The sequence below is a fragment of the Bradyrhizobium sp. BRP23 genome (genome assembly GCF_020194135.1).
Classification (GTDB): Bacteria; Pseudomonadota; Alphaproteobacteria; order Rhizobiales; family Xanthobacteraceae; genus Bradyrhizobium; species Bradyrhizobium yuanmingense.
In genome coordinates this window covers 82,598-95,873 of record NZ_JADYVW010000014.1, presented here as the reverse complement: position 1 = coordinate 95,873, position 13,276 = coordinate 82,598, and the positions used below count along the sequence as shown (strand labels likewise).

Genomic DNA, 13,276 nt, shown 5'->3' with positions numbered 1-13,276 from the left:
GTCGGCATTGTCTAGTGATGGTGCTTGTGCTTGTGCCCTGCGGAGCCGTCGGGACGCTGATAGCCCCGTAACTCTGCATATCGCTGCATCTGGCTCTGATCGAGCACGGCAGCGGTTGAGAGGTGGTATTTGAGGTGGCTCTCGCGGAGCTGCCCCTGAGTTTCGGCAATGGCGCCAATGCTGGTCTTGAGCGCTTCCGATGTGACCCTGCGGGAAGAGAAGAGGTCTTCCAGCGCTCTCTCTTGCTCGACGAGCTTGTTACCCAGCGGAACGGCTTCCTGTTTCATGGCATCGAACAGCCGTTGAACCTCGGCGCGCTGATCGGCGGTCAGGCCGAGACGATCACTGAGCTCGAGGACGTGGCTGGGACCGGGATATCCATTGAGCTCCGCAGCGAGAGCCAGGCCCATACCGCGTCCGGCGCGGAGATCGTCGATCTGTTGCTGTGACAGCGCCTTGATGGGGCGCTTCTCAAGGCCGGCATAGGGTTGACTGGACTGCGCGCCGGCTGTGCTGCCCGTGAGGAGGAGGGAGGCTGCAAGCAGAAGGACGCGGTTCATGAATCTGGCTCCCACAAAATGGAGCCGGCCGATGTCGAAGCATCGAACCCGGCTGTGACGTGACACCTGTCGCGATCGAGTGATCCCGGAGCACAAATCTTGCTGGATCGTCCGGCCCATGGCAACAAAGATCGCCGTGATTGAGTTGCCGAATGTGGAGCAGGTGATGACCTCTTTGCCGACCGCGAATACTGAGATCACGCAGTTCTTCCGCCGATGGCTGGACACCTTCGCGGGTTATGTCCGAGAGGTCGATTACGCCTCGGCGCGGCCGCTCTTCGATCCGGACGTGCTCGCCTTCGGCACCCATAGCGACGTCATCCCCGGCCTCGATCAATGGGTCAAAACCCAATGGGACAATGTCTGGCCGAAGACGACCGACTTCCGTTTCGTCCTCGATCAGACCTCCGTTCTGGCATCACCGGACGGTATGATGGCAACCGTCGTCGCGCCGTGGACGAGCACGGGCTATCATCCCGATGGCAGCACGTTCGCGCGCCCAGGCCGCGCGACGATGGTGTTTTCGAGGAACGGCGATGGCTGGCTGTGCGTGCATTCGCACATGTCGCTCAATCGCGGTGTGCCGCAGGCGAGCCACGCCAATCGGCCGGTAAAGGCCTGGTAGCTCGACCGCGTGCACGATCGACATGCAAAAGGCCCCATTCCGGGGCCTTTTGAGTTCGAGCTGCAGCGAGCCTTATTCCGGTTGGCCGATGCTGACCTTCAGCGTGCCGATGCCGTCGACGCCGCATTCGAGCTTGTCGCCAGGCTGGAGCTGCGACACGCCGGCGGGCGTGCCGGTCATGATGATGTCGCCGGCGGCGAGCTTCACCTGCTGGGAGAGCTGCCAGATGATCTCGGGCACGTTCCAGATCAACTCGGTGAGGTCGCCCTTCTGCGCTTCCTTGCCGTTGACCGTCAGCCAGATCTTGCCCTTGGAGGGATGGCCGATCTTCGAGGCCGGCTGCAGCGCGGAGCAGGGCGCCGAATAGTCGAACGACTTGCCGATCTCCCACGGGCGCTCCTTCTTGCGCGAGGCGATCTGGAGATCGCGCCGGGTGAGGTCGATGCCGACGGCGTAGCCGTAGACGTGGTCCAGAGCCTTGTCGGCGGGAATGTTCAGTCCACCGCTCTTCATCGCGACGACCAGCTCGACCTCGTGATGCAGATCCTTGGTCAGAGGCGGATAGGGAATGGTGGCGCCGTCGGGCACCAGCATGTCGGCATGCTTGGCGAAGAAGAACGGCGGGGCGCGCTCGTCATTGCCCATCTCGCGGATGTGCTCGAGATAGTTGCGGCCGACGCACCAGATGCGGCGTACCGGATAACGGCCGCTCTCGCCGACGACGGGAAGCGAAGCCTGGGGCGGAAGCGGGATGACGTAGGAGGCGGCGTTCATGCGGGTCTCGCTGCTCTTGAGGTGGAACGAACTCTATGCGGTTGCGCTGATCGGCGCCAGAGCGCCGGCGTCGTGATGCTGCAGGCGGAAGAACGAGGCATAGCGGCCGCCGCGACGGAGCAGCTCGTCATGGCGGCCCTGCTCGACGATCTCGCCGCCTTCGACCACCAGGATGCTGTCTGCGTGCATGATGGTGTGCAGGCGGTGCGCGATCACGATGGTGGTGCGGTTCTGGCAGAGATGCTCGATCGCCTCCTGCACCTGCCGCTCGGATTCGGAATCGAGCGCGGCAGTGGCTTCGTCCAGGAGGATGATCGGCGCGTTCTTGAGCAGCGCGCGCGCGACCGCAATGCGCTGGCGCTGTCCGCCCGAGAGCTGGGTGCCGTGCTCGCCGACGGGCGTGTCGTAGCCGAGCGGAAAGCCGGTGATGAAGTCGTGCGCGCAGGCCGCCTTCGCCGCCTCGACGATCTCGTCCTCGCTGGCGTCCGGCTTGCCAAAGGCGATGTTGTTGCGGATGGTGTCGCGGAACAGATAGACGTCCTGGCCGACATAGGCGGTCTGGGCGCGCAGCGATTTGCGCGAGACCGACGAGATCGGCTGGCCGTCGATCACGATATCGCCCTGCGTCACCTCGTAGAAGCGCAGGAGCAGGCCCAGCACGGTCGACTTGCCGCCGCCGGAGGGGCCGACCAGCGCAGTCACCTTGCCGGGCTCCGCGACGAAGCTCATCCGGTTGAGCACCGTCTCGCCCGAGCGATACCAGAAGCTGACGTCGCGCAACTCGATGCGGGCATCTGTCAGCTTCAGCGCCGGCTTGTCATCGTCGGACTGCTCGCTCGCGGGGCTGTCGACGACCTCGAGCAGCATGCGGGCGCCGACCAGCTGGCTGTTGAGATCGATGTTGAGCCGGGCCAGCCGCTTGGCTGGCTCGGTCGCCATCAGGAATGCGGTCATGAAGGAGAAGAACGCGCCGGGCGTGGCGTTGAGCGCGACCACGGCATAGCCGCCATACATCAGGCAGCCCGCGACGGCGAAGCCGCCCAGCATCTCCATCAGCGGGTTGGAGCGGTTGGCGACGCGGGCCATCTTGTTGGCGTTGCGTTCGACGACCGCGATGTTCTCGTCGATGCGCCTCTGCATCGTCTCTTCGAGCGTGAACGCCTTGACGGTGCGGATGCCCTGAAGCGATTCCTGCATCGTCTCCATGATGTCGGCGGTGCCGGTGAACTGGTTGAAGGCGAGGCCCTTGATGCGCTTGACTAGCTTGCGCAGCACCAGCATCGCCGGGGGCACTGCGACGAGGCCGATGAACGACATCAGCGGATCCTGCCACACCATCACGCCGATCATGGCGAGCAGCATCAGGAGGTCGCGCCCGACGGCGTTGACCAGCATGTTGAGGACGTCGGTGATCGACTTGGCGCCGGCGGTCAGCCGCGCCAGGAATTCGGAGGAGTGCCGCTCGGAAAAGAAGCCGACGCTCTCGCGCATCAGCTTGGCGAACAGCTGGCGCTGGTTGGTGGCGAGGATGGCGTTGCTGATCTTGGTCAGGATCACCATGTGGCCGTAGGTCGCCACGCCTTTGATGAAGAGCAGAACGACCGTGATCCCCGAAAACATCGCGATGCCCGGGATGTTCTTGTCGACATAGGCCTGGTTGATGACCTGGCCGAGCACGTAGGTCGCGCCTGCGGTCGCACCGGCCGCGAGCGCCATCAGCGCGAAGGCCACGAGGTAGCGCCGCCAGTAGACGATTCCCTGTTCCGTGATCAGGCGGCGAATCAGGACCGCTGCCGCGTAGGGATCGTCGGTGATTTTCTTTGGAAACTGGGCCATCCGGTGTCCATTGACGGCGCAGGACAAAAGCCTGCCCGCGCGTCAGGGATCGATGGGCCTCTGTGCCCGCTCAAGCCGGGTTTTTCAAGCCCAATTAAGGGCTTGCGCTTAGGATGATTCTAGGCGGAGGCCGCGTGGCGGAGCTCGCCGTGGCGCTCGCGGAACAACTTGTCCTCCCAGGCCAGCGCATGGGCTGCGATGGTCTCGAGGTCGTCGTATTGCGGCCGCCAGTCGAGCAGGCTGCGGATGCGGCTGGTGTCGGCGACCATGGTCATGATGTCGCCGGGCCGGCGCGGGGCGTATTGCACGGCGAAGCTGCGGCCCGAAACCCGGCGCACCGCGTCGATGGTCTCCAGCACCGAATAGCCGCGGCCATAGCCGCAATTGAGCGTGGACGAGGCGCCGCCATTGCGCAGATAAGCGAGTGCCGAGCGATGGGCCTGCGACAGGTCCGTGACGTGGATGAAGTCGCGGATGCAGCTGCCGTCCGGGGTCGGATAGTCGGTGCCGAACACGTCGATCTTGGCGCGCTGGCCGGTGGCGGCTTCCACCGCGATCTTGAGCAGGTGCGTGGCGCCGACGGTGGCTAGCCCAATGCGCGCCTGGGGATCGGCGCCGGCGACATTGAAGTAACGCAAGGTCACGTATTGCATGCCGTAGGCGGCAGCGACGTCGTGCAGCATGATCTCGGTCATCAGCTTCGAGGAGCCGTAAGGCGACAGCGGCCGCGTCGGCGCATGCTCGGGCACCGGCACCTGATCCGGATTGCCGTAGACCGCAGCGGTCGAGGAAAAGATGAAGCGGCCGATGCCGCGCTTGACCGCCACGTTGAGCAGGTTACGCGCAGTGGTGAAGTTGTTGCGGTAATAGCCGAGCGGATCGCGCATCGAATCCGGCACGACGACCGAGCCTGCGAAATGGATGATGCTCTCGATGTCGTGCTGGGCGATCACGCCTTCGAGCAGGTTCTCGTCGCCGGCATCGCCGATGAACAGCGGCACGCCTTCGGGCAGGTAGGCCGAGAAACCGGTGGAGAGATCGTCGATCACGACGACGTCCTCGCCGGCTTCCGCCAGCGCGAGAACCGTATGACTTCCGATATAGCCGGCGCCGCCGGTGACTAGCACAGTCATGATCTCACCCGTCTTCGATCAACGCGCAAGGCTAGCGCTTGCGTGGTGAAGAGGGGGTATCGGAGCGGCTGAACTGGTCACTATGCTTAATGTTGCGTATAGGGACTTTGCGAAATGGAGTGTGACGTGGCGGGTTTCCCCGGCGATCTCGAATTGATCGTGCCAAATCTGCACAGGCGCTATTCCGGGGTCACCGCGACCAACCGGATGGTGGCGCCGCGGCTGGCAAAGCTGTACCGCGCCGCCTGGTTCGGCTCGGACGCGCCGGCGGGGATCGCGCGCCTGAGCATCGGAGATCTCCTCAAGCTCTGGCGCCGCAAGCGGCCTGTGATCTGGCATGCGCGCCGCAACAACGAGATGATCGCGGGCGTTGGCTTGCGCGCGCTCGGCTGGCCGCTCAAGCTCGTGTTCACCTCGGCGGCGCAGCGGCATCACAGCTGGATCACGCGCTGGCTGATCCGGCGCATGGACGCGATCATCGCAACGTCAGATCTCTCGGCCTCGTTCCTGAAGGTGAAGGCGACGGTGATCCCGCACGGCGTCGACACCGACGTCTACGCGCCGCCGGCCGATCGCACTGCTGCCTTCGCCGAAGCCGCGCTGCCGGGCCGCTACGCCATCGGCTGCTTCGGTCGCGTGCGGGCGCAGAAGGGCACCGATCTGTTCGTCGATGCGATGTGCCGTCTGCTGCCGCGTTATCCGGATTTCACTGCTGTCATCGTCGGGCAGGTCACGGCCGAGCAGACGCCCTTTGCCAACGACCTGAAGAAGCGCATCGAAGCAGCAAACCTGCAATCGCGCGTCGTCATCACCGGCGAGCTGCCGATCGAAGCGGTGCAGCGCTGGTATCAGCGCCTGACCATCTACGCCTTCACTTCGCGCAACGAAGGCTTTGGTCTGACGCTGATCGAGGCGATGGCGGCGGGCAGCGCGCTCGTGGCCGCGCGCGCCGGCGCGGCGGAGCTCGTCGTCGAGGATGGTGTCACCGGCGTGCTGATCCCGACGGGAGATGCCGACGCGCTCGCTGCGGCGCTCGAGCCGCTGATGCGTGATGTGGCCGTGGCGACCGCGATGGGCGAGCGCGGGCGGGCGCGGGTGCTCGAGAAGTTCAGCCTCGATGCCGAGGCGGCGCGGATCGGCGCGGTCTATCGGCCGCTGCTCTGAGGCCGTTTTCGCCTGTCGCAAACAAAACCGCGAAAACAACCCCATGCACAGTAGCCTGGGTCAGCAAAATCAAGGAGTTGGCGGAGAGTTCGAGAGATTGCGGATTTTTCGAACGAATTTTGACTCGTCGGGCAAAACAGTGGCAGGATGTCATCATCGGCCCGAGCCACGATCGCCTCAGTTCGTCACCCGCTTCCCGCTTCCCCCAGCACCCTCTCCGCAATCCCCACCACCTCGCTTGCCGCAATATTCCGCATGCAGCGGTGGTCGTTCACCTTGCAGACCGTGCTCTGGCAGGGCTGGCAGGACAGCTTTTCCTTGTCCTGCACCAGTGTCGCGGCGAGGCCGTTCAGCGGGGCCCAGAGATAGGGGCTGGTGGGACCGAAGATGCCCATGGTCGGCGTGCCCAGGGCGGCTGCGATGTGCATCAGGCCGGAATCGTTGGAGATGGCAACGCCGGCGGCGGCCATGGCGAGGATGCCGTTGCGCAAGTCCGAGCCGGTGAGATCGCGGACGCCCGGGCCGCCGGCGGCGACGATCTCCTGGGCGAGCTCCTTTTCGGCGGGACCGCCGACCACCCAGACCTCGAGGCCGCGCTCGACCAGCAGGCGGGCGGCTTCGGGATAAGAGGTCCAGCGCTTGGAGACGCCGACCGAGCCCGGGGCGAGTGCCACCGCGGCGCCGGCACCGAGACCATTGGCCTCGCGCCACCGGGCGATCTCCTCGGCCGGGACGCGCAGTTGCGGTACCGGCCATTCCGCGGGCAGGGGCGCGCCGTCGGGCTGGGCGAGGGCGGCGTTCTTGTCGATGAAGCGGGGCAGCTTCTTCTCACCCCAGCGCCAGCGGTTGAGCAGGCCGAACCGGAACTCGCCGACGAAGCCAATCCGTTCAGGAATACCGGCGAGTGCCGGCGCGATGGCCGCTTTCCAGGTCCGGGGCAGCACCAGGGCAGTGCCGTAATTCTGTTTCCGCAGCAGCCCTGCCAAGCCGAACTGGCGTGCGACGGCCAGCCGGCTGCGCGGCATATCCCAGACGATGCCGGCGCGCACCCCGGGCATGTAGTCCACCAGCGGGGCGCACAGGGAGGTGGTGAGGAGATCGACCGGCCGGTTCGGCCAGCGCTCCTTCAGGACCCGCACGACGGTGTGATTCCGCACGAAATCGCCGATCCACATGTAGGGGACGATCAGGATCGGGCGTGTGTCGCTCCGATCTGCATCACTACCAAGTTGCGAATCAATATTCATTCGTTATGAGGGCCGAACACGTGCCGATATGGCGGCTCGGTTAGCCGCTCCGGGCCGGCAGGTAAAGGCGGCAGAAGAGCAATCCCAAAACAGCTTACACTTTGGCGGATCATGCGCTAGGGCAGGATCGGGCACCTAAAATCGGGCAGGTAGGTGGAATGTTGCTGGTGACCGGCGGGGCCGGTTTTATCGGATCGAATGTCGTGGCCGCGCTGAACGAGGCCGGTCGCAGCGACGTCGTGATCTGCGATCTCCTCGGAACCGAAGGCAAATGGCGCAATCTCGCCAAGCGGCAGCTTGTGGATATCGTTCCCCCGACCGAGCTGATGGACTGGCTGAAGGGCCGCAAGCTGGAGGCCATGATCCATCTCGGGGCGATTTCCGCGACCACGGCGACCGACGGTGATCTCGTCGTCGAGACCAATTTCCGCCTGTCGATGCGCCTGCTGGACTGGTGCACGATGAATGCCGTGCCGTTCATCTACGCGTCCTCGGCGGCGACCTATGGCGACGGCACGGAAGGCTTCGACGACGATTCCTCGCTGCCGGCGCTGAAGAAGTTGCGGCCTATGAATCTCTACGGCTGGAGCAAGCACCTGTTCGATCTCGCTGTCGCCGAACGTGTGGCGCGCGGCGATCGGCTCCCGCCGCAATGGGCCGGCCTGAAATTCTTCAACGTGTTCGGGCCGAACGAATATCACAAAGGCTCGATGATGAGCGTGCTGGCGCGGCGCTTCGACGACGTCAGGGCAGGCCGCGTCGTGCAGCTGTTCAAGTCGCATCGCGAGGGCATCGAGGACGGCGATCAGCGTCGCGATTTCATCTATGTCGACGATGTCGTGCGCGTGGTCCTTTGGCTGCTCGCGACGCCGTCGGCGTCCGGCCTGTTCAACGTCGGCACCGGCAAGGCGCGCAGCTTCAAGGACCTCATGCTGGCTGCCTATGCGGCGCTCGGCACCAGGCCCAACATCGAATACATCGACATGCCCGAGCAGATCCGGGACAGCTACCAGTATTTCACCCAGAGCGAGGTCGATCGTCTGCTCCGCGCCGGCTATAACGGCGGCTTCACGACGCTCGAGGACGCGGTGAAGGCCTATGTCGGGGATTATCTCGACCGGCCCGACCGCTTTCGCTGAGGCCCTTTCGACCATGCCGACGCCCATTCTCGATTTCGATGCCCTCGCGCAAGCCATCTCAGGCCGTACGGTGCTGTGCATCGGCGACATCATGCTGGACGAGTTCGTCTACGGCGAGGTGTCGCGGATCTCGCCGGAAGCGCCGGCGCCCGTCATCGCCGCCCAGCGCAGCGAGATCCACGTCGGCGGCGCCGGCAACGTCGCGCGCAACGTCGCTTCGCTCGGCGCGCGCTGCATCTTCGTCGGCCTGATCGGCGAGGACGACGCCGGCACGCGGCTCGAGGCCGCGCTCAATGATCAAGCCGGCATCGAGAGCGTGCTGGTGCGCGACGCCTCGCGGCCGACCACGCGAAAGGTCCGCTTCGTCTCCGAACATTTTTCCACGCACATGCTGCGCGCGGATTGGGAGCAGGCGCTGGCTGCGTCCGACGAGATCGAAACGAAGTTGATCGACGCGATCCTGCCGCAGATCGCGCGCGCCGATATCGTGCTGCTGTCCGACTATGCCAAGGGCGTGCTGACGGCGCGCGTGATCCGCCACACCATCGATGCCGCGCGCAAGCTCGGCAAGCCCGTCATCGTCGATCCCAAGAGCCTGAACTGGGCGATCTATCGCGGCGCCACGCTGCTCACGCCCAACCGCAAGGAATTCTCGGAAGCGACCCGCAGCCGCGCCGACACGGTGCAGAGCATCGTCGAGGCCAGCGAGGACGTGATGCGGCTCGCCGATTGCGAGGCGATCCTGGTCACCCAGGGCGAGCACGGCATGACCTTGGTGCCGCGGAATGGCGGGGCCGTCCACGTGCCGGCCGTCCCGGTGAAGGTGCGCGACGTCTCGGGCGCCGGTGACACCGTCGCCGCTGCGGTTGCGGTGTCGCTCGCGGCCGGCGCGGACTGGGACACGGCATTGCGCATGGCCAACGCCGCCGCCGCCGTCGCGGTCGGCAAGCAGGGCACCGCCAGCGTCAGCGCGGCCGAGCTGCGACGCAAGATCCTGCCGCATGCCACGCTCGCGGCCGAAGAGAAGATCGTGCTCGACCCGGCAGCACTCGACGCGCAGCTCGCCGAATGGAAAAGGCAGGGCCTGCGCGTAGGCTTCACCAACGGCTGTTTCGACATCCTTCATCCCGGCCACGTCAAGGTGCTGACCGCGGCGCGCGCCGCCTGCGACCGCCTGATCGTGGGGCTCAACAGCGACGCCTCGGTGCGGCGGCTGAAAGGTGCCGATCGTCCGGTCCAGGACGAGCGCGCGCGTGCCGAGGTGCTCGCCGCACTGGAGGCCGTCGATCTCGTCGTCATCTTCACGGAAGACACGCCGATCGACCTGATCACCAGGATCACGCCCGGCGTGCTGGTGAAGGGCGGCGACTACACACGCGAACAGGTCGTCGGCCATGAGGTGGTCGAGGCCGCGGGCGGGGCGGTCGTGCTGGTCGACATCCTCCAGGGCTTCAGCACGACGGCGCTGGTGCATCGCGCCCGGGGAGGGGGCAAGTGACGGCGCTCGCACGCGAGACCCCCGGCCAGATGTTGCGGCGGCGCCTGCGCAGTCCGGCGGCCTGGCGTGAAACAGTCGATCTGTTTGCGATCCTGACCGCGGCCTCGCTGCCCTGGTCGACATCGCTTGCGGGGATCTTCAACGCGCTGATGCTGATCTGCATGGTGCCGTTCCTCGATCTACGCGACTTCCTGCAGTCCTTGAAGCGTCCGATCTGCATTGCGCCGATCGCGCTCGTCTTTCTCGCGCTGCTGGGGACGCTATGGTCGGACGCGGCCTGGGGTGCGCGCTTCTACGCGGTCAATCCGACCGTCAAGCTGCTCGTGCTGCCGGTCCTGCTCTATCATTTCGAGCGCTCGCCGCGTGGCCACTGGATATTCATCGCCTTCCTGGTGTCCTGCGCCTTGCTGTCGGTGATGTCCTGGCTGGTCGCCTTCTACCCGAACCTCGCGCTCAAGACCGATCCGCCCGAGCGCGGCATCTTCGTCAAGAACTACATTGACCAGAGCCAGGAATTCGCGCTTTGCGCGGTGGCGCTCGCCTATCCGATCGTGATGCTGTTGCGCGAGAAGCGATACTGGTTCGCCGCGTTGCTGACGGCGCTGGCGCTTAGCTTCTTCATCAATATGACCTTCGTGGTGGTGTCGCGCACCGCGCTCGTCACCATTCCGATCATGTTCGGCGTGTTTGCACTGCTTCACCTCAAATGGCGCAGCATCGCGATCATCTCCGGGGCGCTGCTCGTCGGCGCCGTTCTCGCCTGGCAGGCCTCGCCGCAATTGCGCCACACCGCCGAGAGGTTTACCACCGATTACACCGGCTATGTGGAACGGGGCGAGGCAACCTCCATGGGCATGCGGCTCGAGTTCTGGCGGAAGTCGCTCGGCTTCTTCGCGGAGGCGCCGATCCTGGGGCACGGCACCGGTTCGACCCGCGGGTTGTTCGAACGCGTCGCGACGCCCGCCGGTCAGCGGCGGGCGTCAGCCGAGGTGATCGGCAACCCGCACAACCAGACGCTGAACGTTGCGGTGCAATGGGGCGCGATCGGCGTCGCCATTCTCTACGCGATTTGGATATTGCATCTGCGGTTGTTTCGCGGCGACGGGATTGCCAATTGGATCGGACTCCTAGTCGTGGTGCAGAACGTCTTTACCTCGCTGTTCAACTCGCATCTGTTCGACTTCCACGAGGGCTGGATGTACGTCATCGGAGTCGGCGTTGCCGGAGGCATGGTGATCCGGGCACAACAGCTTCGGACCAAGACGGCGGAAGCGGGTTCCTGAGCGGTCGCGCGGCTGGCAAGTCTTGTCGAGATGGGCTATCAGCGCGGTCAGGTTGCATCTAACTGGGTTTTCATCGGTCGGCGGATGACGCGACTTACGCATCTCACCTCGCGCAATTTCCTGATCGCGCTCCACGACCTGCTGGCGACCACGGCGGCGCTTTTTGCCGCCTTCTATCTGCGATTCGAGGGTGGCGACGATTTCTACGCTCGATTACCGCTGCTGTTCCAGATCCTGCCCTACTTCCTCGCCTTCAGCGTGGTCGTGTTCTTCTTCTGCAATCTGACCACGACGAAATGGCGTTTCATCTCGCTGCCTGATGCGCTGAACATCATTCGCGCGGCGACCGTGCTCACGGTTGCGCTGCTCGTGCTCGACTACATCCTCGTTGCCCCCAACGTTCGCGGCGCCTTCTTTCTCGGCAAGGTGACGATCGTCCTCTACTGGTTTCTCGAGATCTTCTTCCTCAGCGCGCTGCGCATGGCGTACCGCTACTTCCGCTATACGCGGGTGCGGCGTCACGCGAGGGGCGGGGAGGCCGCGCCGACGCTGCTGATCGGCCGCGCCGCGGATGCCGAAGTGCTGCTGCGCGGCATCGAGAGCGGAGCGATCAAGCGCATCTGGCCGATCGGCGTCTTGTCACCATCGCCTGCCGATCGGGGCCAGCTCATTCGCAACGTGCCGGTGCTGGGCGGCATCGACGACGTCGAGGATGTGATCTCGGATTTCGCCAAGCGCGACAAGCCCATCGCGCGCCTCATCATGACACCATCGGCTTTCGAGCCGGAGTCGCATCCGGAATCGATCCTGATGCGGGCGCGCAAACTGGGTGTGATCGTGAGCCGGATGCCCTCGCTGGAGAGCGGCGATACGCCAAGGCTCACGGCGGTTGCGGTCGAGGACCTCCTGCTGCGTCCGAGCGAGAAGATCGACTATGCGCGCCTGGAGGCCTTGATCAGGAGCAAGGCCGTGATCGTCACCGGCGGCGGCGGCTCGATCGGATCCGAGATCTGCGAGCGTGTGGTCGCCTTCGGCGCGGCACGTCTCTTGATCGTGGAAAATTCCGAGCCGGCTCTCTACGCGGTCACCGAGGCGCTGGCCGCGCGTGGTGCCACCGCACAGATCGAAGGCCGGATTGCCGACATTCGCGACCGCGAGCGCGTCATGCGCCTGATGGCCGAGTTCAAGCCCGACATCGTCTTCCATGCCGCGGCGCTCAAGCACGTGCCGATCCTCGAGCGCGATTGGAGTGAGGGCGTCAAAACCAACATCTTCGGTTCCATCAACGTCGCGGACGCCGCCGTTGCCGCCGGCGCCGAGGCGATGGTGATGATCTCTACCGACAAGGCAATCGAGCCGGTGTCGATGCTCGGCCTCACCAAGCGCTTTGCCGAAATGTACTGCCAGGCGCTCGATCGCGACCTCGCAGCCGGAGCGAACGGCAGCAAGCCGCCGATGCGGCTGATCTCGGTCCGGTTTGGCAACGTGCTGGCCTCGAACGGGTCGGTGGTGCCGAAGTTCAAGGCCCAGATCGAGGCCGGCGGGCCGGTGACGGTAACTCATCCCGACATGGTCCGTTACTTCATGACCATCCGCGAGGCCTGCGATCTCGTCATCACCGCGGCGACGCATGCGCTTGGGACGCAGCGTCCCGACGTCTCGGTCTACGTGCTCAACATGGGCCAGCCGGTGAAGATCGTCGATCTCGCCGAGCGCATGATCCGCCTGTCCGGGCTGCAGCCGGGCTACGACATCGAGATCGTGTTCACCGGCATGCGGCCGGGCGAGCGCCTGCACGAGATCCTGTTTGCCTCGGAGGAGCCGACCCGCGAGATCGGCGTGCCCGGCATCATGGCCGCGCAGCCGAACGAGCCGCCGATGCAGACGCTGCGCAAATGGAATGCGGCGCTTGAGCAGGCGATCGCGCGCGACGATCGCGCCACCATCAGGACCATCCTGAAGGATGCCGTGCCGGAATTTGGATCCACGGCGGCCTGACCATTGTTGCGCAATCCAG

At 65.1% G+C, this 13,276-nt stretch carries 11 protein-coding genes; 6 read left to right on the top strand and 5 right to left on the bottom strand.

Going from position 1 to position 13,276, the window contains the following annotated elements; all coding sequences use genetic code 11:
- Positions 1–11: 11 nt before the first annotated feature.
- Positions 12–560: a periplasmic heavy metal sensor gene (locus tag I6F24_RS29990; RefSeq protein ID WP_036015773.1), complete on the bottom strand. Its 549-nt coding sequence runs from the start codon at positions 558–560 to the stop codon at positions 12–14.
- A gap of 166 nt (positions 561–726) precedes the next feature.
- On the opposite strand from I6F24_RS29990, the gene I6F24_RS29985 reads away from it, so the two are divergent.
- A complete protein-coding gene (locus I6F24_RS29985) occupies positions 727–1,185 on the top strand; it encodes a nuclear transport factor 2 family protein (RefSeq protein ID WP_225112031.1) in 459 nt (152 codons plus the stop codon).
- 72 nt (positions 1,186–1,257) lie between these two features.
- Here I6F24_RS29985 and I6F24_RS29980 read toward each other — a convergent pair whose 3' ends face one another.
- The 3 genes from I6F24_RS29980 to galE all read right to left on the bottom strand — a co-directional run bounded on the left by I6F24_RS29980 (position 1,258) and on the right by galE (position 4,928).
- Positions 1,258–1,959, bottom strand: coding sequence for a fumarylacetoacetate hydrolase family protein (locus tag I6F24_RS29980; RefSeq protein ID WP_036029941.1), 702 nt, complete (start codon positions 1,957–1,959; stop codon positions 1,258–1,260).
- Between the two features lie 33 nt (positions 1,960–1,992).
- Entirely contained in the window at positions 1,993–3,795 is a 1,803-nt protein-coding gene (locus tag I6F24_RS29975; protein WP_225150624.1) for an ABC transporter ATP-binding protein, read from the bottom strand.
- Positions 3,796–3,914: 119 nt separating this feature from the next.
- The gene (galE, locus tag I6F24_RS29970; RefSeq protein ID WP_036015779.1) at positions 3,915–4,928 is read right to left on the bottom strand and encodes a UDP-glucose 4-epimerase GalE; all 1,014 of its coding nucleotides are present in this window, start codon (positions 4,926–4,928) and stop codon (positions 3,915–3,917) included.
- A 126-nt stretch (positions 4,929–5,054) separates the two neighbouring features.
- On the opposite strand from galE, the gene I6F24_RS29965 reads away from it, so the two are divergent.
- Positions 5,055–6,092, top strand: a complete 1,038-nt coding sequence (locus I6F24_RS29965; protein WP_225150626.1) for a glycosyltransferase family 4 protein — start codon at positions 5,055–5,057, stop codon at positions 6,090–6,092.
- A 185-nt stretch (positions 6,093–6,277) separates the two neighbouring features.
- On the opposite strand, the gene waaF is transcribed toward I6F24_RS29965, so the two are convergent.
- Positions 6,278–7,339 carry a lipopolysaccharide heptosyltransferase II gene (gene waaF / locus I6F24_RS29960; protein WP_036029947.1) on the bottom strand — a complete coding sequence of 354 codons (1,062 nt, stop codon included), beginning with the start codon at positions 7,337–7,339 and terminating at the stop codon, positions 6,278–6,280.
- Between the two features lie 158 nt (positions 7,340–7,497).
- On the opposite strand from waaF, the gene rfaD reads away from it, so the two are divergent.
- From rfaD to I6F24_RS29940, 4 genes are all read left to right on the top strand, one after another.
- Positions 7,498–8,478, top strand: coding sequence for an ADP-glyceromanno-heptose 6-epimerase (rfaD, locus tag I6F24_RS29955; RefSeq protein ID WP_225142539.1), 981 nt, complete (start codon positions 7,498–7,500; stop codon positions 8,476–8,478).
- A 13-nt stretch (positions 8,479–8,491) separates the two neighbouring features.
- Complete coding sequence (gene rfaE1 / locus I6F24_RS29950) at positions 8,492–9,976, top strand: D-glycero-beta-D-manno-heptose-7-phosphate kinase (RefSeq protein ID WP_225150707.1); 1,485 nt, start codon at positions 8,492–8,494, stop codon at positions 9,974–9,976.
- Positions 9,973–11,259 carry an O-antigen ligase family protein gene (locus I6F24_RS29945; protein WP_225150628.1) on the top strand — a complete coding sequence of 429 codons (1,287 nt, stop codon included), beginning with the start codon at positions 9,973–9,975 and terminating at the stop codon, positions 11,257–11,259. Before rfaE1 ends, I6F24_RS29945 begins: the two co-directional genes overlap by 4 nt.
- Before the next feature lie 84 nt (positions 11,260–11,343).
- Positions 11,344–13,257, top strand: a complete 1,914-nt coding sequence (locus I6F24_RS29940) for an SDR family NAD(P)-dependent oxidoreductase (protein ID WP_225148280.1) — start codon at positions 11,344–11,346, stop codon at positions 13,255–13,257.
- The last annotated feature ends 19 nt before the right edge of the window (positions 13,258–13,276 follow it).